The 19,376-nt window shown below is 62.0% G+C and carries 16 protein-coding genes; 10 read left to right on the top strand and 6 right to left on the bottom strand.

What is annotated here, in order from left to right; all coding sequences use genetic code 11:
- The first annotated feature begins 16 nt into the window (after positions 1 to 16).
- The 4 genes from cyoB to A6U98_RS31625 are packed head-to-tail and all read left to right on the top strand — an operon-like array spanning position 17 to position 3,823.
- Positions 17 to 2,020, top strand: a complete 2,004-nt coding sequence (gene cyoB / locus A6U98_RS31640) for a cytochrome o ubiquinol oxidase subunit I (protein WP_064655125.1) — start codon at positions 17 to 19, stop codon at positions 2,018 to 2,020.
- Between the two features lie 5 nt (positions 2,021 to 2,025).
- Entirely contained in the window at positions 2,026 to 2,646 is a 621-nt protein-coding gene (gene cyoC / locus A6U98_RS31635; protein ID WP_064655353.1) for a cytochrome o ubiquinol oxidase subunit III, read from the top strand.
- A complete protein-coding gene (gene cyoD / locus A6U98_RS31630; RefSeq protein ID WP_064655123.1) occupies positions 2,643 to 3,044 on the top strand; it encodes a cytochrome o ubiquinol oxidase subunit IV in 402 nt (133 codons plus the stop codon). The genes cyoC and cyoD overlap by 4 nt, the downstream gene beginning before the upstream one ends.
- Complete coding sequence (locus tag A6U98_RS31625) at positions 3,041 to 3,823, top strand: SURF1 family protein (RefSeq protein ID WP_064655121.1); 783 nt, start codon at positions 3,041 to 3,043, stop codon at positions 3,821 to 3,823. Before cyoD ends, A6U98_RS31625 begins: the two co-directional genes overlap by 4 nt.
- Here A6U98_RS31625 and A6U98_RS31620 read toward each other — a convergent pair.
- From A6U98_RS31620 to A6U98_RS31610, 3 genes are all read right to left on the bottom strand, one after another.
- On the bottom strand, positions 3,818 to 5,746 hold the full coding sequence (locus A6U98_RS31620; protein WP_064655119.1) for a PAS domain-containing sensor histidine kinase: 1,929 nt from the start codon (positions 5,744 to 5,746) through the stop codon (positions 3,818 to 3,820). The two genes, A6U98_RS31625 and A6U98_RS31620, sit on opposite strands and share 6 nt — an antisense overlap.
- Before the next feature lie 70 nt (positions 5,747 to 5,816).
- Complete coding sequence (locus A6U98_RS31615; protein ID WP_064655118.1) at positions 5,817 to 7,223, bottom strand: FAD/NAD(P)-binding protein; 1,407 nt, start codon at positions 7,221 to 7,223, stop codon at positions 5,817 to 5,819.
- A 350-nt stretch (positions 7,224 to 7,573) separates the two neighbouring features.
- Entirely contained in the window at positions 7,574 to 8,191 is a 618-nt protein-coding gene (locus tag A6U98_RS31610; RefSeq protein WP_064655116.1) for an NAD(P)H-dependent oxidoreductase, read from the bottom strand.
- A gap of 122 nt (positions 8,192 to 8,313) precedes the next feature.
- On the opposite strand from A6U98_RS31610, the gene A6U98_RS31605 reads away from it, so the two are divergent.
- The 5 genes from A6U98_RS31605 to A6U98_RS31585 all read left to right on the top strand — a co-directional run bounded on the left by A6U98_RS31605 (position 8,314) and on the right by A6U98_RS31585 (position 15,211).
- Positions 8,314 to 10,275 carry an ABC transporter ATP-binding protein gene (locus A6U98_RS31605; protein ID WP_184500448.1) on the top strand — a complete coding sequence of 654 codons (1,962 nt, stop codon included), beginning with the start codon at positions 8,314 to 8,316 and terminating at the stop codon, positions 10,273 to 10,275.
- A gap of 91 nt (positions 10,276 to 10,366) precedes the next feature.
- Positions 10,367 to 12,265: an ABC transporter ATP-binding protein gene (locus A6U98_RS31600; RefSeq protein WP_064655111.1), complete on the top strand. Its 1,899-nt coding sequence runs from the start codon at positions 10,367 to 10,369 to the stop codon at positions 12,263 to 12,265.
- A 208-nt stretch (positions 12,266 to 12,473) separates the two neighbouring features.
- Entirely contained in the window at positions 12,474 to 12,791 is a 318-nt protein-coding gene (locus A6U98_RS31595; protein WP_064655109.1) for a hypothetical protein, read from the top strand.
- Positions 12,792 to 13,005: 214 nt separating this feature from the next.
- The gene (locus A6U98_RS31590; protein ID WP_064655107.1) at positions 13,006 to 14,046 is read left to right on the top strand and encodes a LacI family DNA-binding transcriptional regulator; all 1,041 of its coding nucleotides are present in this window, start codon (positions 13,006 to 13,008) and stop codon (positions 14,044 to 14,046) included.
- A 127-nt stretch (positions 14,047 to 14,173) separates the two neighbouring features.
- The gene (locus A6U98_RS31585; protein WP_064655105.1) at positions 14,174 to 15,211 is read left to right on the top strand and encodes a LacI family DNA-binding transcriptional regulator; all 1,038 of its coding nucleotides are present in this window, start codon (positions 14,174 to 14,176) and stop codon (positions 15,209 to 15,211) included.
- Between the two features lie 30 nt (positions 15,212 to 15,241).
- Here A6U98_RS31585 and A6U98_RS31580 read toward each other — a convergent pair whose 3' ends face one another.
- Together A6U98_RS31580 and A6U98_RS31575 are read right to left on the bottom strand one after the other, a co-directional pair.
- A complete protein-coding gene (locus tag A6U98_RS31580) occupies positions 15,242 to 16,534 on the bottom strand; it encodes an MFS transporter (protein ID WP_064655103.1) in 1,293 nt (430 codons plus the stop codon).
- A gap of 138 nt (positions 16,535 to 16,672) precedes the next feature.
- Positions 16,673 to 17,872, bottom strand: a complete 1,200-nt coding sequence (locus A6U98_RS31575; protein WP_064655101.1) for a multidrug effflux MFS transporter — start codon at positions 17,870 to 17,872, stop codon at positions 16,673 to 16,675.
- A gap of 307 nt (positions 17,873 to 18,179) precedes the next feature.
- Here A6U98_RS31575 and A6U98_RS31570 point away from each other — a divergent pair, with 307 nt between their 5' ends.
- Positions 18,180 to 18,884, top strand: coding sequence for a TetR/AcrR family transcriptional regulator (locus A6U98_RS31570; RefSeq protein WP_064655099.1), 705 nt, complete (start codon positions 18,180 to 18,182; stop codon positions 18,882 to 18,884).
- Positions 18,885 to 18,910: 26 nt separating this feature from the next.
- Here A6U98_RS31570 and A6U98_RS31565 read toward each other — a convergent pair whose 3' ends face one another.
- Positions 18,911 to 19,351: a response regulator gene (locus A6U98_RS31565; RefSeq protein ID WP_064655098.1), complete on the bottom strand. Its 441-nt coding sequence runs from the start codon at positions 19,349 to 19,351 to the stop codon at positions 18,911 to 18,913.
- Positions 19,352 to 19,376 lie beyond the last annotated feature (25 nt).

Below are 19,376 nucleotides of genomic sequence, written 5' to 3'. Positions count from 1 at the left end.
ATGAACGGGTTGTTCCATGTTTTCCAATCCTGACCTCCTGAAGTTCGTCTTCGGCCGGTTGACCCTCGATGCCATCCCCTACCACGAGCCGATCCTGGTGGTGACCTTCATCGGCGTCGTCATCGGCGCCCTCGCGGTGCTCGGCATCATCACCTATTTCAAGTTCTGGGGTCCGCTCTGGCGCGACTGGATCTGCAGCGTCGATCACAAGAAGATCGGCATCATGTATGTGATCCTGGCCGTCATCATGCTGCTGCGCGGCTTCTCCGACGCGATCCTGATGCGCATCCAGCAGGCGATCGCCTTCAACGGTTCGGAAGGCTATCTGCCGCCGCACCATTACGACCAGGTCTTCACCGCCCACGGCGTCATCATGATCTTCTTCGTGGCGATGCCCTTCGTCACCGGTCTGATGAACTTCGTGGTGCCGCTGCAGATCGGCGCGCGCGACGTCTCCTTCCCCTTCCTCAACAACTTCTCCTTCTGGATGACCACCGCCGGCGCGATCATCATCATGCTGTCGCTGTTCATCGGCGAATTTGCCCAGACCGGCTGGCTCGCCTACCCGCCGCTGTCTGGCGCTGCCTACAGTCCGGGCGTCGGTGTCGATTACTATATCTGGGGCCTGCAGGTGGCCGGTGTGGGAACGACGCTTTCGGGCATCAACCTGATCGCCACCATCGTCAAGATGCGTGCGCCGGGCATGACCTTCATGAAGATGCCGGTCTTCACCTGGACGGCGCTTTGCACCAACGTGTTGATCGTCGCCTCCTTCCCGATCCTGACGGCAACGCTCGCCCTGCTGTCGCTCGACCGTTATGCCGGCACGAACTTCTTTACCAACGACCTCGGCGGCAATCCGATGATGTACATCAACCTCATCTGGATCTGGGGTCATCCGGAGGTCTACATCCTCGTACTGCCGGCCTTCGGCATCTTCTCGGAAGTCGTCGCCACCTTCTCCGGCAAACGCCTGTTCGGCTACGCCTCGATGGTCTACGCGACCTGCGTGATCATGATTCTCTCCTACATCGTCTGGCTGCACCACTTCTTCACCATGGGCTCGGGCGCCAGCGTCAACTCCTTCTTCGGCATCACCACGATGATCATCTCGATCCCGACGGGGGCGAAGATGTTCAACTGGCTCTTCACCATGTATCGCGGCCGCATCCGCTATGAGGTGCCGATGCTGTGGACGGTCGGCTTCATGGTGACCTTCGTCATCGGCGGCATGACCGGCGTCATGCTTGCCGTGCCGCCTGCCGACTTCGTGCTGCACAATTCGCTGTTCCTCATCGCCCACTTCCACAACGTCATCATCGGCGGCGTTCTTTTCGGCATGTTTGCCGGCGTCAACTACTGGTTCCCCAAGGCCTTCGGCTTCAAGCTCGATCCCTTCTGGGGCAAGATGAGCTTCTGGTTCTGGCAGATCGGCTTCTGGTTCGCCTTCATGCCGCTCTATGTCCTCGGCCTGATGGGCGTCACCCGCCGCATGAGCCAGTTCGAGGACCCGTCGATACAGATCTGGTTCATCATCGCCGCCTTCGGCGTCGGTCTGATCGCGCTTGGCATTGCCGCCTTCCTGATCCAGATCGTCGTCAGCTTCATGAGGCGCGAGGAATTGCGCGACGACAGCGGCGATCCCTGGGATGGCCGTACGCTGGAATGGTCGACCTCCTCGCCGCCGCCGGAATACAACTTCGCCTTGACGCCTGTCGTGCACGATCATGACAGCTGGTACGACATGAAGAACCGCGGTTATGCGCGTCCGCTGGAAGGCTTCCGGCCGATCCACATGCCGAAGAATACCGGCACCGGCGCGATCCTGTCGGGCATCAGCGTCGCGCTTGCCTTCGGCCTGATCTGGTACATGTGGTGGCTGGTCGTCGTCTCCTTCGTCGCCATGCTCGTCGTCGCGATCGGCCATACTTTCAATTACAGACGCGACTTCTACATCCCCGCCGAAGAGGTAACCGAAACGGAAGGCAAGCGCACCGCGCTGCTTGCCGAGCAGGTGTGATGACCATGAGCGATCAGACCATCGACACGGCCGAAAAGCCGGAATTCTACCTGACGGAAGACCATCATCCGGAAAACAGCACCAATCTCGGCTTCTGGCTCTACCTGATGAGCGACTGCCTGATCTTCGCGGTGCTGTTTGCAACGCATGCCGTCCTCGGCCGCAATTATGCCGCCGGTCCGTCGCCGGCCGATCTCTTCGATCTGCCGATCGTTGCCCTCAACACCTCGATGCTGCTCTTCTCCTCGATCACCTACGGCTTCGCGATGCTGCAGATGGAGCGGAACGCAAAGGCCGAAACGCTGTTCTGGCTTGGTGTGACCGGCCTGTTCGGCGCAGCCTTCATCGGGCTCGAACTCTACGAGTTCATCCACCTGATCCATGAAGGCGCCGGGCCGACGCGCAGCGCATTCCTCTCCTCCTTCTTCACCCTGGTCGGCACGCACGGACTGCACGTCACCTTCGGCATCATCTGGCTGGTCACGCTGATGGTGCAGGTGTCGACGCATGGGCTGATCGAGGCCAACCGCCGCCGCCTGATGTGCCTTTCGATGTTCTGGCACTTCCTCGATGTCGTCTGGATCGGCGTCTTTTCCTTCGTCTACCTGTTGGGAGTTCTCGGATGAGTTCGCAAGCACCTGCACATGAGGACGCCCACGAGGCTCATCACGGCCACAGCCACGGCCATCAGGCCGGCCACGGCACGTTCCGCAGCTATATGACGGGCTTCGTGCTTTCCGTCATCCTGACCGCCATTCCCTTCTGGCTGGTCATGGCAGGCGTGTTTGAAAGCCCGGCCGTTACGGCGGTGCTGGTGATGGGCCTCGGCGCGATCCAGATCGTCGTCCACATGGTCTTCTTCCTGCACATGAATACAAGGAGCGAGGGCGGCTGGACGATCATGGCGCTGATCTTCACCCTCATCATCGTCGCCATCGCTCTCTCCGGCTCGCTCTGGGTCATGCATCATCTCAATACCAACATGATGCCGATGAGCCCCGAGATGATGAAGAACATGCCGTGACGGTCACCAAGGGTCGGCGGCAGCGTCACCCGCAGGCTCCCTCGGAAAAATCGGATAGACGGCGGGCAAAACGTGCCATCTTCGCCGTCTGTCTGGTGCTGCTTGCCGCGGCACTCGCCGCGCTCGGCACCTGGCAGGTTGAGCGCCTTGCCTGGAAACGCGACCTCATTGCCCGCGTCGATCAGCGTGTGCATGCAGCACCCGTGCCGGCCCCCGCACAGGCCGGCTGGAGCAAGGTCAACGCCACTGATGACGAATATCGGCGGGTGACGGCAGCCGGGACGCTGGCCAACGACAAGGAAACGCTGGTCTATGCCTCGACCGCGCTCGGTCCGGGATATTGGGTGATGACGCCGCTGGCGCTTGCCGACGGCACATCAATCCTCGTCAATCGCGGCTTCGTGCCGACCGACAGGCGCGACCCGGCCTCGCGCCGCGAGGGCGAGCTGTCAGGCCCGGTCGAGATTACCGGGTTGATGCGGATGACGGAGCCGAAGGGATCGCTGCTGCAATCGAATGACGTCGTAGCCGACCGATGGTATTCGCGCGATGTCGCAGCGATCGCTGAAAAGCGCGGCGTCGGTGCGGTCGCACCCTATTTCATCGACGCCGATGCCACCCCCAATCCGGGCGGCCTGCCTGTCGGCGGCCTGACCGTCATCGCCTTCCCCAACAACCATCTCATCTACGCGATCACCTGGTACGGGCTGGCGGCGATGGTGCTGGCATTGCTGGTGTTCATTCTTCGCGGTGAGAGGGGTAGCCGTCGCCGCTTATGAGGCGATCCGGCCGATCGCCTCGGCGAGCTGCGCCTGCGAGAAGGGTTTGCCGAGGCGGGGCAGGTCGACGATGCCGGCCCCTTCGGGGATTTCGGCGTAACCGGTTGCGAGGATGATCGGCATATCAGGCCATTCGTTGCGGATCGCCTGTGCGAGCTGCGCACCCGTCATGCGCGGCATGGCATGGTCGCAAATCACCAGGTCGACCTCCTGTTTGCGCAGGATGTCGAGCGCCTCGGAGCCCGCCATCGCCTCGAACACGGTATGGCCTAGATCCTCCAGCATCAGCGCCGTATTCATCAGGACCAGTCCATCGTCATCGACGGCGACGATGCGCAGCCGGCGCGGCGCATTTTCCTCCTGCTGCGGCCGATCGGCGGCCGCCTCGGTCACCGGCTCGACAATTGCGACCGGGAACCATAATTCGGCCGTCGTGCCTTCGCCCGGGCTGCTCTTCATCATGAGGCGGCCGCCGGACTGGGACGCAAGGCCCTGCACCATAGAAAGGCCGAGGCCCGTGCCCTTGCCGACGCCCTTGGTGGTGAAGAACGGCGTGATGGCCTGCTCCAGCGTCTTTGCATCCATGCCCTCGCCTTCGTCGATCACCGCGATGCGGACATAGCGGCCAGGCGGCAGCTGGCTCTTGCCTGATGGCAGCGACTCTTCGGAAGCCCGAAGCACGATCCGGCCGCCAGACGGCATGGCGTCGCGGGCGTTGACGACGAGATTCAGGATCGCCATCTCCAGCTGGTTCGGATCGGTGAGGATCGTCGGCAGCCTGACAGGGAAAGAGGTCTCGATCACGGTAAGGGGGCCGAGCGAACGGCTGAGCATATCCATCATGCCGCGGATCAGGCCCGAGACGTCGATCGGCTCCAACTGCAGTTCCTGCCGGCGGGAAAAGGCCAGCATGCGCTGCGTCAGCGCAGCACCCCGCTGGGCACCCTGCATGGCATTGTCGACCAGCGATGTCAGCGAGAGATCCTGCGGCATGCGTTTCTTCAGGATTTCGAGACTGCCGAGGACAGCCATCAGCAGATTGTTGAAATCATGGGCGATACCACCGGTCAATTGACCGATCGCCTCCATTTTCTGCGACTGAAAGAGCTCTTCGCGCGCCTGCTCCAATGCCCGCTGGGTCTCCATCTTCTCGGTGATATCGCGGGTGATCTTCGCGAAACCGAGCACATCGCCTTCGTCGTCCCGGATGGCGTCGATGACGACGCTGGCCCAAAAACGGCTGCCGTCCTTGCGGACGCGCCAGCCTTCGCGCTCGAACCGGCCCTCGGCGCGGGCAATGCCCAGCGCTTTTTCCGGCACGCCGGCTTCACGGTCCTCCGGGGTGTAGAAGGTCGAGAAATGCCGGCCGATAATTTCTTGCGGCCGATAGCCCTTGATGCGCTCGGCGCCGAAATTCCAGCTGCTGACATTGCCGCCGGGATCGAGCATGTAGATCGCATAGTCCGAGACGCCCTGGACCAGCCGGCGGAACTGTTCCTCGCTCTGGCGGATCGCCTGTTCAGCTGCCCTGCGTTCGGTCAGGTCGCGGGTGATCTTGGCATAGCCGATGAGCTCGCCGGACGGATGACGGATCGGATCGATGATAACATGGGCCCAGAAGCGGCTGCCATCCTTGCGCTGGCGCCACCCTTCTCCCTCGAAGCGGCCGTGGTCGGCCGCCGTGGCCAGCGCGCGCGCCGGTAGTCCCGCGGCGCGGTCCTCTTCCAGATAGAAACGGGAAAAATGCTCGCCGAGAATTTCGGAAGGCTTGTAACCTTTGAAGCGCTGAGCGCCGCTATTCCAGCTGGTGATGATGCCGTCGGGGCTCAGCATATAGATGGCGTAGTCGGTGATGGCATCGACCAGAAGGCGAAAGCGTCCTTCTTCGTCAAGAGACGTGTCATGTCGATTCAGCACTTCCATAGGCCCCTCGGAGTCACCAGCGCATTATAACGCGGCAGGGAGCGGATGGTTCCTAAACAGCCTCAAATTTTCAGACGGCCTTGACCTGCGGGTAGAACCCCTCACTGATCCGCTCGGCTGCGGCATAGGCCTGCGAGACGATCTCCGGCACGAGATCGATATCGGGCAGGCTACCGAGACCAAGGGGACCGACGGCAAAGAGTCCGGCGACGGTCGAACCGTCTTCGAGGAAGGGCTCGCCGCGCGCGTTGACCGCGAGCCCCAGCGAGAGCTCGTCCGGCATGGCGAGGCCAGCCGAAAGCAGGCTCTGCATCAAGGGCGCTGAAAGATCCGGCGCCTGGCAGCGGCAATCGATGATGCGCTCGGCATGGATGACCTCCTCGGCGGCGGAACCGGCCGGCGTGAAGAACAGGCCGCTCAGGCCCCGGCGGCCGACCCGGCCGCGGCGCAGAACCGTGCGGCCTTCGGCGAGTTCGCGTCTCAGTCGCAGGTGCATGGCTTCCGGCAGGCGGTTACGATGGCTGTCGTAGATCGCCCTGAGGTGGCGGTTGAACTGATGCTTGTCGCGCGCCGGCAGCGAGCGCCAGAGCGAGCGGGCATGTTTCCTCAAGCCGTTCATCACCGATTGCCAGCTTCGTCCTGCTTCCTCCGCTTCGCGACAGGCTTGACGGATGAAGTGGACGATCTCCGGCAGGCTCTGCGGCAGCGCTTCGGCGGGGAAGACCGGATCGGCGGAATTCGGTGTATGGCTCTGGGGCAGGAAACCGCGCCGGGAAACGATCGTCACCTGGCCGGTGTAACCGGAATCGCGCAGCTGCAGCAGCTGGTCGACGACGCGGATACCGCTGCCGAGCAACACCGCATGTGGCCGCGCGACGAGGCGCTGGGCCCTGATAGGCGAAACGTCCTCACCGCCGGCATCCGGCGCCGTCAGGCCGTAGCCGGTGGCGAGGATCACGGTATCGAACAGCGGATTGGCGGGATTGGCGCTTTCCAGCAGGAAGCGATTGCCGTGGCTCCTGCGGATCGCCACGACCGGATCGTTGCAGACCTGGACGGTGATGTCCCGGCGGGCGGCCAGCGCTTCCGAAAAGCGTTGGTAGACATAATCGCTGAAGATTTCCTTCGGCACGAAGATCTGCCGGAATCCAGGGATGGCGGCCGGCACGGCGGCGCGGAAGGCGGCATTGCCGCAGAGCCAGTCGTTGAAATCGTCGTTGTCGCCGACCGAAACCGAGAGATCACGGACGCGGGTGTTGAGGATCGTCGAGGAACGGACCGAGGCCAGCGCCTGCCCACCGCTGACCGACGAATTCGGATCGAACAGCTGCAGATGGAAGGGGGCGCGCACCGTCTTCATCAATGCGATTGCCGTCATCATGCCGGAAAAACCGCGGCCGACGATCGCAATGCGCGGCACGGCTGATATCTGCGCCGCCGCATTGGCTCTCGCCGAAAAAAGTCCCTGAACCGTCATCGCAACTCCTTTGCGGCTTCATCCGCACCCTGGGTCGATCGAGGTTTCAACGCATAAAACAGCGGTTCACGCGTTGATGAGGTTCATGCGGCCATTCACAACACCTGCCGCGGCATCGGGGTCCGAACCAGCGGCCCCGCAAGAGATCTAGGGGAGCAATTACGCTCGTCCATAGTCTATCAAACTGGTAGTGTATGAAAGCGCTAAATGGCGCAGGTGGCAAGAGCTTTGTTGCTCATTTTTCAAGTAATTGAAATATCACATAATTTAGAAGCATCCGGTGGAAATCTCGCCGAGTTTTGCACCGTAAACTGCGAATTGAGGGCTGAAACCTTGAAGCAACAGCGGCCTCAGCTGCCCTCGCCCGGATATTGTTTTGCCTTCAGCAGGCCAGCCAGATGGACCGTGTTGCGCGCCAGCATATCGACGGCTTTGGTCACGACCTTCGGCACCTTGTCGAGATCGACGAAATTGGTGGAACCCATTGCCTCGCCGACCCAATAAGCCACCGCGTTGGCCGGAATGGTGAAGCCGACGTCGTTCAGCGCCTGGTAGAGCTCGGCCGACACATGATGGGCGCCGTCCTCGTTGCCGACGACGGCAACAGCCGCGACCTTGCCATAGGAGACCATGCGGCCTTGGTCGTCGGTCTCCTCGAGGAAGGCGTCCATTCGCTCCAGTGCCCGCTTGCAGACACTGGATGGCTGGCCGAGCCAGATCGGCGTCGCCATCAGCAGGATATCGGCGGAGAGCACCTTCGCGCGGATATCGGGCCAGTCGTCGCCGGCACCTTCGTCGGAAGTGACGCCCGGCTTGACGTTGAAATCGGCGAGGCGGAGCACTTCAGTCTCAACGCCATATGCCGACATCGCCTTGTCGATGAGGCCGATCATCCGGTCGGTGGAGGACGCGTCCTTGGCGTCGCTGGTCTTCAGCGTGGCGTTGAGGGCGAGAGCTTTCAGCGGCATGGGTCTCTCCGGTAGCGGTGGGCGGTTGCCATTCGCCTGCTGCAACCCGTCCGCGCACAGATTGTTCCAGCCGGGAAGCGAGGAGACCTCACGTAAAAATAACCAACTGGTGAATTCTTTACTTGAACCCCCAAATGGAATCGGCAAAAGTGAGGGTGCTATCAATCCCTTCATGGATTTGCCGTCTTTTCGGACCAGCGTCCGACCACACATCTATTGGAAAAAATACCGTGAGCAGCGATGCGTTAATACGCGCGACGAAGCCTTCGGCTTCGATGGCGCTTGCAACTGCGGCAGGCTGGGGCCGAGGCCTCTTCACCTTGGTGCGCATCACCATGATGGCCTTCCGCCACCCCTGGCAATCCGGCTTTGCGATCGGGGCCACGCTTGTGGCCTCCACCTTCCAGCTGATGATCCCGCGCCTTCTCGGCCAGGCCGTCGACCACACGCAGATGGCGATGAGCGGCGGTGCGGCGGGTCTGGTGGCGCAGGACGCGCTTTTGACCACGGCATTGCTGCTGCTCGGCGCCAGCGTGCTGCGCGGCCTCTTCACCATGGTCCAGAACTACTACAGCGAAGCCGTCGGCCATCACATCGGCTACGAGTTGCGGCTGGCCTGCTATGAGAAGATCCAGCGGCTCTCCTTCAGCTTTCATGACACCGTCCATTCCGGCGATCTGATCACCGTCGGCCTGCTCGATCTCGAAGGCGTGCGCATGTATTTTTCCACCGCGCTCGTCCGGATGATCCTGCTGTCGATCCTAATCGGCATCGGCGCCTATATGCTGCTGTCGACCGATGTCGTGCTCGGCCTCCTGGCGCTGAGTTTCGTGCCCTTCGTCGGCTGGCGCTCGTCGGCGACGCAGCTCAGGCTACGCGCCACCTGGCTCGACCTGCAGGAGCGGCTTTCGGTGCTGACCCGCATCATGGAGGAAAATCTCGGCGGCATCCGCGTCGTGCGTGCCTTTGCCGCCCACGAACACGAGATTTCGAAATTCGAGGCGGCGTCGAAGAGCGCGCTGGCGCTCGCCCATCAGCGCGTCGGCATCCGCGTCACCAATACCAGCGCCATGACCTTCTCCTTCTTTGCGGCGATGGGCCTGGTGCTCTGGGTCGGCGGCGGCAAGGTGATGTCGGGCGAGATCACCGTCGGTACGCTGGCATCGTTCCTGACCTTCATGACCATCCTGCAGATGCCGGTGCGCCAGCTCGGCCTGATGGTCAACGCCTTTGCCCGCGCCTCCACCTGCGGCTCACGCCTGTTTGCCCTTCTCGACCTCGACATCGCGATCAAGGATGCGCCGGATGCGAAAGAGCTGAAACTCACGGACGGCGTGCTGCGCTTCGAGAATGTCAGTTTCGCCTATCCCGGTTCCGAAAAGCGCACAGTGCTCGACGATATCTCCTTCGAAGCCAGGCGCGGCCAGACGATCGGCATCGTCGGCCCCCCCGGTAGCGGCAAGTCGACGATCGCCCATCTCATTCCCCGCTTCTACGACGTCAGCGGCGGCAAGATCACGATCGACGGCCAGGACATCCGCAAGGCGACGCTGCAATCGCTGCGCCGGGCGGTTGCCGTCGTGCAACAGGATTCCTTCCTGTTCACCACGACGATCGAAAACAACATCGCCTATGGCGACCCGTGGGCGAAGGAAGGCCGCATCGAACGCGCCAGTGAGAGCGCCCAGCTGCACAATTACGTGCTCGGCCTTCCCATAGGTTATGGCACCGTCGTCGGTGAGCGCGGCGTTTCGCTGTCCGGCGGCCAGCGGCAGCGTCTTTCGATCGCCCGCGCGCTGATGCTGAAACCGGCGGTAATGGTGTTCGACGATTCGACGGCGGCAATCGATGCGGCCACCGAGCAGCGCATCCGCGGCGCCATGCGCCGCTATGCTGCCGACCGCGTGACGATCATCGTCGCCCACCGCCTGAGCTCGCTGATGCATGCCGACCAGATCCTGTTCGTCGAAGACGGCCGGATCGTCGAGCGCGGAACGCATGAAGCGCTGCTTTCGCTCGGCGGCCGCTACAAGGCGCTCTACGACTTGCAGGTGCGGCCGGGCGACGAGGTCTTGAGCGCCTAGCAATGAATTCCCTTCTTCTGCCCATCGGGGAAAAGAGGGACAAGCAATAACTATGCAGGCCACCGGACGTGATGGCCGCGGGAGGAATGGCATGGCCGAGGAACTGGAAACCGAGCGTCCCGACGTTCGCGAGGATGGACGCCGCCCGCCGCGGGCGGTGGTCGGTTCGCATCGCGTCGAGGAGGAGATGTTCGGCAAGGCCTTCGACGGCAACATCGTCAAGCGCATCTGGGTTTTCGTTCACCCCTATCGCCGCCAGGTCCTTTGGTCCGTCGTCGCCGTTTTGACCTTCACGATGATGCAGCTCACCATCCCGCTGATCATCCGTTATGCCATCGACCACGGCATGTCGCCAGGCGGCAACCATTCGGCCCTGGCCTGGTCGATCGTCGCCTTCACCATCGCCATATCAATCAATTATGCGGCAAGCTACGCGCAGGAAACGCTGGTCGGTGGCGTGGCCGAAGATGTGCTCTTCGATATCCGCAAGGCGATGTTTTCGCATCTCCAGCACGTCTCGCTCTCCTTCATGGACAAGACGGAAGTCGGCCGGCTGATGTCGCGCCTGCAGGGCGACGTCAACTCGATGCAGGAATTCCTCGAAACATCGGTACTGTCCGTCGGCGACATCGTGCTGCTTTTCGGCATCATTTTCGTGATGCTCTATCTCGACTTCAAATTGGGGCTGCTGACGCTTTCGGTGCTGCCGGTGCTCTTCATCGTGCGGCTCTTCTGGCTGCCGCTGGCGCGCAAATCCTTCATGGCCGCGCACGAGACCAATTCGGTTGCGAATGGTGCGCTTGCAGAAGCGATCCATGGCGTGCGCGCCGTCCAGAGCATGGACAGGCAGGGCGTCAACTTCACGCTTTACGACGACAAGGCGCATGCCAACCTCAAGACGCATCTGACGGCGGCACGCTATGCGCAGGTGATGGTGCCGATCGTCGACAGCCTGACCGGCGTGGCGATGGCGCTCGTCATCGTCGTCGGCGGCGCCCGCGTTCTCAATCAGGCGCTCGATGTCGGCGTGCTCGTCGCCTTCCTGTTCTACATCCAGCGCTTCTTCGACCCGATCCGTTCGCTGACCCTGCAATATTCGGTGATGCAGCGCGCCATGGCGTCCGGCCAGCGGCTGACCGAAGTGCTCGACGTGCCTGTCGACATCAAGGATGCGCCCGATGCCAAAGCCTTGTCGCGCGACATGGACGGATCGGTGGAATTCAAGGACGTCGTCTTCGGCTACAATCCGAAACATCCGGTGCTGAAGCATGTCAGCTTCAAGGTCAATCCCGGCGAGACGGTGGCGCTGGTCGGCCCGACGGGGTCCGGCAAATCGAGCTGCATGTCGCTGATCCATCGCTTCTACGACGTGCAGCAGGGCCAGGTGCTGGTCGGCGGCGACGATGTGCGTGATCTGACGCAGGATTCGCTTGGAGCGCAGATCGCCATGGTGCTGCAGGAACCCTTCCTCTTTACCGGCACCGTTTTCGAGAACATCCGCTACCACAAGCTGGAGGCGACGCGCGAACAGGTGATCGAGGCGGCGAAGGCCGTCGGCGCGCATGACTTCGTCATGCGCCTGCCCGATGGTTACGATAGTGTCCTTGGCGAGCGCGGCGGCAATCTCTCGCTCGGCCAGCGCCAGCTTTTGAGCTTTGCCCGCGCATTGGTGGCGGACGCGAAGATCCTCGTGCTCGACGAAGCGACCGCCAATATCGACAGCTATACCGAGATGCTGATCCAGAAAGCGCTGGTAAAGCTGCTCGAAAACCGCACCGGCCTTGTCATCGCCCACCGGCTTGCGACGATCCGTGAGGCGGACCGCATCATCGTGCTGCAGAACGGCGAAATCATCGAAAGCGGCAACCACCGCCAGCTGATGAAGAACGGCAAGCTCTATTCCAAGCTCTACAATCTGAACTACTCTTCCTTTGACGACATTCCCGAAGACGTGCTGGAAGAGACGACGGCAGCGGATTCGGCGACCTAGCGCATCGTGCTGGCGAAAATCGGAATCGATTTTCAAATAGCACGATGCGAGGATCGAAAGTGGTAGAGCGACCTTTGTGTGTCCGTGAGGGCGCACAACGCTCTAATCTGAAGCCATGCATTAATGCCTGTCGCAAAGTTTGAACGAACAAACGCCTTGCTGCCGCATTTCCCTTTTATCCGGGGCGAGTGCCACTGAGGAGAATATTATGAAGACAGTTACCAGCAGCCTGTTGATCGCAACGGCCCTTGTTGGATTGGCCATTCAGCCCGCAGCCGCGCGTGATCGCCATCACCACGATAACACCGGTCGAATTATCGCCGGCGGCGTTGCCGCAGGTGTTGTTGGCGGGCTAATTGGCGGCGCAATCGCCAATGGCGGCGGCCCTCGCTACGTCGATGAGCCTCGCTATATCGATGGTCCTCGCTATGTCGAACCTGCGCCGAGATGCTGGTATGAGGACCGCGATGTCCGCAACCGCTATGACGGCGGCTACCATGCCGAAACTGTACGCGTCTGCGAATAACGGGCAGACCTGGCCTTCCCCTATGGCGGCGCGAACCGATGATACGTCGTCGCCGCTGATTTTCCCCCCTCAACCGAGGCTGCATCCGGGAGCCTCGGTTTTTCTTTGCGTGGGCCAATGCCGTCAGCTCGCAGTCACTCCCGATAGCAAAAATTTCAAGCTGCCACGGCCGCCTGTCATCCGGCTGTCAGAGACGACCAATAGCTGAAAGCCGATGAATGATGGTCCAGTGAACGGCGACAAGACGCCAAAGAAAGAACGCATGCGCTTCGTCAGCGCCGAGCAAGTGGCGCAATTGGCGGGCGTTTCGCGCTCCGCCGTCTCGCGTACCTTCACGCCGGGCACCAGCGTGGCGCCTGCAACGCGCGAAAAGGTGCTGCGGGCTGCACAGGAACTCGGCTACCATGTCAACGACCTGGCGCGCGGTGTGCTTGCCAACCAGAGCCGGCTTGTCGGCATCGTCGCGACACGGCCGGAAGTGGGTTTTCGCGCGCATCTGGCCGCAGCGCTTGCCAAATGCCTGATCAAACGCGGCAGTATCCCTATTCTCGTCAATACCGGCCAGACGGAAGACGAACTGCTCGCCGCCCAGAAGATGCTGATCGGCCACCGTGCCGAAGCGATCATCATCCTGTCCGGCTCACCGCCAGTGAGTTTCTTCGAACTCGCCCAGCGAAATGGCCAGCCGCTCGTGGTGATCGGCCGATCGGAACCCGACGCCGACCATGTGCGCGCCGGTAACTCCGAGGCCTCCCGCAAGGCGGCGACGGCTTTTTACGAGAGCGGCAGACGGCGGCTGGCGGTCATCGGCTCCAACACCGGAACGCCTGCTATCATCGAGCGCGAAAGCGCCTTCCTGTCGACAGCCGAATCGCTCGGTGTACCCGTCGTCGTCGGACGCGGCGGCGATTCCGACTATGACGGCGGCGTCACTGCCGCACGCGCGCTCTTCTCGCAGACGATAAAACCCGACGCCGTCTTCTGCGCCAACGACCAGATCGCTTTCGGACTGATGGATGTCGTGCGCCTGGAAGCGCGGCTGCGCATTCCCGAGGACGTCGCCGTCATCGGCTTCGACGACGTGCCGGAATCCTCCTGGCTGAGCTATCAGCTGACCACCTTCCGCCAGGATCCGCTGACCATGGCGCATCGCGCCGTCGCGCTGATGGAGCGGCGGCTTGAAAACCCGGGCTTGCCCGCAGGTTACGAACGCGTCATTCCGGAACTCGTCATCCGCCAGAGCTTCAGACCCTGACCCTCCCCCGCGGCTTTTCGCAGGCTCCATCCTGTGGCAAGAAGGGCTGACGGTTTGACGCATGTCGTTATCCCAAAACCGCTGCACACTTTTGGGCGACATGCATAAGGGAGGAAGATCGCCGGAGATGAAGGGAATCCGCCAGCTCGCCGAGCATCTCGACATTTCGATCGGAACGGTGTCCCGTGCTCTGAACGGCAAGCCCGACGTCAACGACGAAACGCGCCGGCGCGTGCTCGCCGCCGCCGAAGAGCTCGGTTACGTCGCCAACCAATCGGGCCGCAGTCTTCGCCAGGGGATGACCAACGTCATCGGGCTGATGCTCGAGGTAAGCCGCGAGACGGTCGAAAACAGCGACGACTTCTTCCTTGGCGTCACCGACGGGCTGCAGAGCGTCTTTTCCCGCCACAAGCTCGATCTCGTCATGCTGCCCTGCCCCGATGACGAGGACCCGCATGAATATCTGAAGCGCATGGTGGCGCGCCGGCTTGTCGACGCGCTGATCATCTCGGCGACACGGCGCACCGATAGGCGTATCGAGCTTCTGGAAAAGGCCCGTATCCCCTTCGTGGCGCTTGGCCGTAGCGCGTCGGGCGGCAGCTACACCTGGATGGACCTCGATTTCGAGGGCGTGGCGGCGCGCGGCGTTGACCGCCTGGTCGCCAAAGGCCACCGGCGGATCGCGGTGGCCGCCCCCTCCTCCGACATCAATCTCGGCTACGTCTTTATCGACGCCTACCGCCAGGCGCTGCAACGGCACGGTATTGCCTTCGACCCGGCCCTCGTCATCCGGGTCAAGTCGAGCGAACAGGGCGGTTATCAGGCCGGCCACGAATTGCTGATGATCAAAGAGCGGCCGACGGCGATCATCCTGATCCACGAACTGATGGCGATCGGGCTTTACCGCAGGCTTGCCGAGGCCGGCATCGTGCCCGGCCGCGACCTCGCCGTCGTCGGTTTCCGCGAGGAGCCGCGCACGCATTTCCTGCAACCGACGCTGACCTCCTTCCGCATGTCGCTGCGCGATCTCGGCGCGCAGCTCGGCGAAACCCTGCTCGCCACCATGCCGGCCTATGCCGATCACTATCCGCAGGGCGCCCGCAACAGGATCTGGCCGCTGGAACTCGTTCCCGGCGAAAGCGACGCCTTCACGCTGACGGGCTGAAGCTCGCCGCGTAGATATTTGACGGCTTGATCAGACCCCGCTCGGAGCCGCCGAATGCTCCCTGTGCGACAGCTGACGCGTGACAAAGAAGACCAGCAGGGCTCCGGCCGCCAGGCAGGCGGCCAGGAAGAACATCGGCGCGATCGTGCTGCCGCTCGCTTCCTTGATCCAGGGCACGACGTTCTGGGCGACGAAGCCGCCGAGATTTCCGACCGAATTGATGGCGGCAAGGCCCGCCGCAGCCCCGGCCCCCTTGAGGAAACGGGAAGGCAGGCTCCAGAACACCGGTTGGGGCGCGAAGATTCCGGCAGCGGCGACGCAGAGGAAGGCGAATTGCAAAGTGTGGTTCGGGATCAGCGCCGAGAGCAGCAGGCAGGCGGCGCCGATGAAAGCCGGAATGACGATATAGGGCGTCTTCGATTGCGCCTTGTCGGCCATGGCGGGAACGACATAGAGCGCGATCGCGACGAGCACCCAGGGGATGATGTTGAGGAAACCGTTCACCGTGTTGCTAACGCCGAAAGCCTTGACGATGGTCGGCAGCCAATAGCTCAGCCCATAGGCCGAAAGCGGAAAGGCGATATAGCAGAGCGCCATCAGCAGCACGCGTGGGTCGATGAGCGCCTTGAAGCCGTTGCCGGCATTCTCGCCCATGCCGGAATTTTCGGAAGTGAGCCGGCGTTCGAGCCACTGCTTCTCCTCATTATTCAGGAAGCTTGCGTTTTCGGGCCGGCCGGGAAGATAGAAGAAGGTGACGATGCCGGCGATCACAGCCGGAACGCCCGTCGCCAGGAAGACCCACTCCCAGCCGGCAAAACCGTAGAGACCGTCGAGATCGAGCAGCACGCCGCCGAGCGGCGCACCGACGGCATTGGCAATCGCGCTGAAGATCATGAACAGCCCGACCATCCTGCCGCGATAGGTCGAGGGAAACCACAGCGTCAGCAGATAGAGGACGCCGGGAAAGAAGCCGGCTTCGCAGACACCGAGCAGGAAACGCAGGATATAGAACATCGTCGCGTTCTGCGTGAAGGCGAGCGCGATGGTGACGATGCCCCAGGAGACCAGGATGCGTGCGAACCAGACACGAGCGCCGAGCCTGTCAAGGAAGAGGTTGCTCGGCACCTCGAAGAGAAAATAGCCGATGAAGAAGAGCGAAGCGCCGAGGCCGTAGGCATATTCGCTCATTGCCAGGGCATCGACCATCTGCAGCTTGGCGAAGCTGACGTTCTGCCGATCGATATAGGCGATGAGATAAAGGATGCCGAGAAACGGCATCAGCTTCCAGGTGATTTTCGAAATCAGCCGCTTCTCGTCGACCATAAGTATTCTCCGGTATGACCATGCTTCGGGATCGGATAAATAGGGCGGCCAGCCGATATTCAATTGTGCGCGGCATTTTCTCGCAGCCGCAACCCTGATGATGTGACCGTACCCGAAGCCCAGGTACGGTCTATCTGATCATTCAGCAGCGGCCACAGCGGCGCGGCGGCCGATCGTTGCCTGGGTCAGCACGAAGGCTGCGAAGGCGCAGAGCGCGATACCGGCGGCCATCGGAACGGCTGTGCCGTCGAAGAAGACGCTCGATATGACCATGGCGACGGCGGCGATCACGAAGTGCAGCGTGCCCATCAGCGACGAGGCGGTGCCGGCGATCTCGCCGTGATCCTCGAGCGCAAGCACCGCGCTCGTCGGGATGACGAGGCCGAGGAAGCCGTAGCCGATGAACAGGAAGGTCGCCAGGACAGGCAGCTGGTTGAAGCCGGCGGCCATCACCACCGCCATCACCACCATGGCAAGGGCAAAAGCGCTGACCGCAATCCGCATGACGCGCACGAGGCCGAAACGCTCGCCGAGCCAGCCCGTCGCCTGCGATACCGCGAAAAAGGACACGGCGTTGATCGAGAAGGCGAAACTGTATTGCGTCGGCGTCAGCCCGTAATGCTGGATCAGCACGAAGGGCGAGTTGGCGAGATAGACCAGGAAGCTCGAAATGCCGAGGCCGCCGATGAAGGTCAGCGTCAGGAAGTTGCGGTCGGCAAGCAGCAGGCGGTAGGCCGCCATGGCGCTCTTCAGGCCGCTGCCGCTGCGTTCGGCCGGTGAACGGGTTTCGTCAAGCTGGGTGGCGAGCAGGACGAGGCCAATCAAGGCGGCGATCGTCACGGCCCAGAATACGCCGCGCCAGCCGTAGAACTCGATGACGGCGCTGCCGGTCAGCGGCGCCAGGATCGGCGAGATCGAGAAGACCAGCATCAGCAGTGACATCAGGCGGGCGGCCTGGACGCCGGTGTGCATGTCGCGGACGATGGCGCGCGGAATGACCATGCCGGCGGCACCGCCGATACCCTGAACGAAACGGAAGGCTATCAGCGTTTCGATATCGGTCGCCAGCGCACAGCCGACCGAGGCGACGGCGAAGAGGCCGATGCCGAGATAGAGCGGCAGCTTGCGGCCCCACATATCCGACAGCGGACCGTAGACGAGCTGGGCGAGCGCAAAGGAGATGAAGAAGGCAAGAAGGGTAAGCTGGGTGACGTTGTTATCGGCATGCAGGTCCTGGCCGATGGACGGCAGCGCAGGCAGATACATGTCGATGGCAAAGGGCCCGATGGCCGACAGAAGGCCGAGAATGAGGGCAATGCGAAAGAAGGGAGCCGTCATAATGGTGATCTTTCATAAAAGCGCGGCGGAGGTACCGGATTGTCGCTCCGCCACATTGCTCTTAGAGCGCCGTGCGTCCTCTCGGACGCACAAAGGACGCTCTAAGATTTTAAATCTACGCATCGTGCTTTCCGAAAATCGGTTCCGATTTTCGGCCGATGCGCGGGTTGAATGATGATCGTTCGCGCGAAGACGAAGTTGGGAGCTCATATCTCCTGCGGCGAAACCAGGAGTGTCAATAAATTTGGACACAGATGTAAAATTAGACGCCATTGTCTAAAACGTCAAGACGTCTTATCTTGTTCTCATGAAAGATCGCATGACACCGGCAGCCCGGATGACGGGGCATACGCAGCGCGGACAATGCGCCAAGCGCATGTCGATCCTCGATGCCGCGGCCGACGTATTCTGCCGCCAGGGCTTTGCCGGCGCCAGCATCGACGAGATCGCCGCCGTCGCCTGTGTCTCGCGCCAGACGATCTACAATCACTACCGCGAGAAGGAAACGCTGTTCGTCGCCGTCGTCGAAGACGTCATGAACCGCGCCAATGCCATGCTGTTCTCGGTGCTTTCGACCTTTCCCGATCGCGACGACGATCTGGAGGACGAGCTGACGACCTTCGCCGTGCGCCTCAACAAGAACTGCATCTGCAACCACGACGGAAAATTCCTGCGCAAGCTGGTGCAGACCGAGGGCGAGCGCTATCCGCACCTCTTCGAAAGCTGGCGCCAGCAGGGGCCGGGCAAGTTGATCACCGCACTGTCAGCACTTTTCGGGCGGCTTGCCCATAAGGGCGCGCTCGTCATCGACGATTTCGACGTCGCCGCCCGCCAGTTCGTGGCACTCGGCAATGCCGACCTGCAGATGATGATCCTTCTCGGCGCCACACCCACCGATGAAGAACTGGAAAGGGCGGCGCGCAACGCGGTCCGCACCTTTCTCAAAGCCTATGGCAGGCCGGAGCCGGAAAAGGCCGGCCATCCGCCGCAGCTCGCAGCCATATCAGGCTGATGAGGGCCTTTCGACCAAGGCTCCGATCAGGCAAAGACCGTCATTTGTGAGGGTACGACGGCGAACATGCCAACACGGCGCGCGGCGAGATATTTCACCAGCTGTTCGACAACCGAAGGCATGACCGGCTTCTGAACCACGCCGACCGCACCCTTGACGCCATCGGCGACCGCTTCGGGATTACCGGTCATGAAGACGACGGCAATGCCATGCTCTTGCGCAAGCTGTCGGCCGATCTCGGGCCCGGTCGGGCCGTCGGCGAGGTTGACGTCGACGAAGGCGATATCGGCCAGCGGCGCCAGCCGCAGTGCCTGTTCGCGATCATTCGCAAGGCCCGCGACCTGCATGCCCATGCCTTCCACCGTCGCCTCGATATCCAGGGCGATCAGGAATTCATCTTCGACGATTAATACTCTCTGTTTCATGAGATCATCTCGTTGCCAGCGCCGCACGACATTGGTGGCCATGATACGTCCCCTTGGTTACGCCTGT

This window comes from Rhizobium sp. WYCCWR10014 (assembly GCF_001657485.1).
Taxonomy (GTDB): domain Bacteria; phylum Pseudomonadota; class Alphaproteobacteria; order Rhizobiales; family Rhizobiaceae; genus Rhizobium.
Note: the sequence above shows the minus strand (reverse complement) of the source record. Positions and strands in the feature narration are given on the sequence as shown.

What these genes read in the sequence shown, in the direction of transcription:
- cyoB (WP_064655125.1), top strand. Translation starts at nt 17, where the DNA reads ATGTTTTCCAATCCTGACCTCCTGAAGTTCGTCTTCGGCCGGTTGACC.
- cyoC (WP_064655353.1), top strand. Translation starts at nt 2,026, where the DNA reads ATGAGCGATCAGACCATCGACACGGCCGAAAAGCCGGAATTCTACCTG.
- cyoD (WP_064655123.1), top strand. Translation starts at nt 2,643, where the DNA reads ATGAGTTCGCAAGCACCTGCACATGAGGACGCCCACGAGGCTCATCAC.
- A6U98_RS31620 (WP_064655119.1), bottom strand. Translation starts at nt 5,746, where the DNA reads ATGGAAGTGCTGAATCGACATGACACGTCTCTTGACGAAGAAGGACGC.
- A6U98_RS31615 (WP_064655118.1), bottom strand. Translation starts at nt 7,223, where the DNA reads ATGACGGTTCAGGGACTTTTTTCGGCGAGAGCCAATGCGGCGGCGCAG.
- A6U98_RS31610 (WP_064655116.1), bottom strand. Translation starts at nt 8,191, where the DNA reads ATGCCGCTGAAAGCTCTCGCCCTCAACGCCACGCTGAAGACCAGCGAC.
- A6U98_RS31600 (WP_064655111.1), top strand. Translation starts at nt 10,367, where the DNA reads ATGGCCGAGGAACTGGAAACCGAGCGTCCCGACGTTCGCGAGGATGGA.
- A6U98_RS31595 (WP_064655109.1), top strand. Translation starts at nt 12,474, where the DNA reads ATGAAGACAGTTACCAGCAGCCTGTTGATCGCAACGGCCCTTGTTGGA.
- A6U98_RS31590 (WP_064655107.1), top strand. Translation starts at nt 13,006, where the DNA reads ATGAATGATGGTCCAGTGAACGGCGACAAGACGCCAAAGAAAGAACGC.
- A6U98_RS31585 (WP_064655105.1), top strand. Translation starts at nt 14,174, where the DNA reads ATGAAGGGAATCCGCCAGCTCGCCGAGCATCTCGACATTTCGATCGGA.
- A6U98_RS31580 (WP_064655103.1), bottom strand. Translation starts at nt 16,534, where the DNA reads ATGGTCGACGAGAAGCGGCTGATTTCGAAAATCACCTGGAAGCTGATG.
- A6U98_RS31575 (WP_064655101.1), bottom strand. Translation starts at nt 17,872, where the DNA reads ATGACGGCTCCCTTCTTTCGCATTGCCCTCATTCTCGGCCTTCTGTCG.
- A6U98_RS31570 (WP_064655099.1), top strand. Translation starts at nt 18,180, where the DNA reads ATGAAAGATCGCATGACACCGGCAGCCCGGATGACGGGGCATACGCAG.
- A6U98_RS31565 (WP_064655098.1), bottom strand. Translation starts at nt 19,351, where the DNA reads ATGGCCACCAATGTCGTGCGGCGCTGGCAACGAGATGATCTCATGAAA.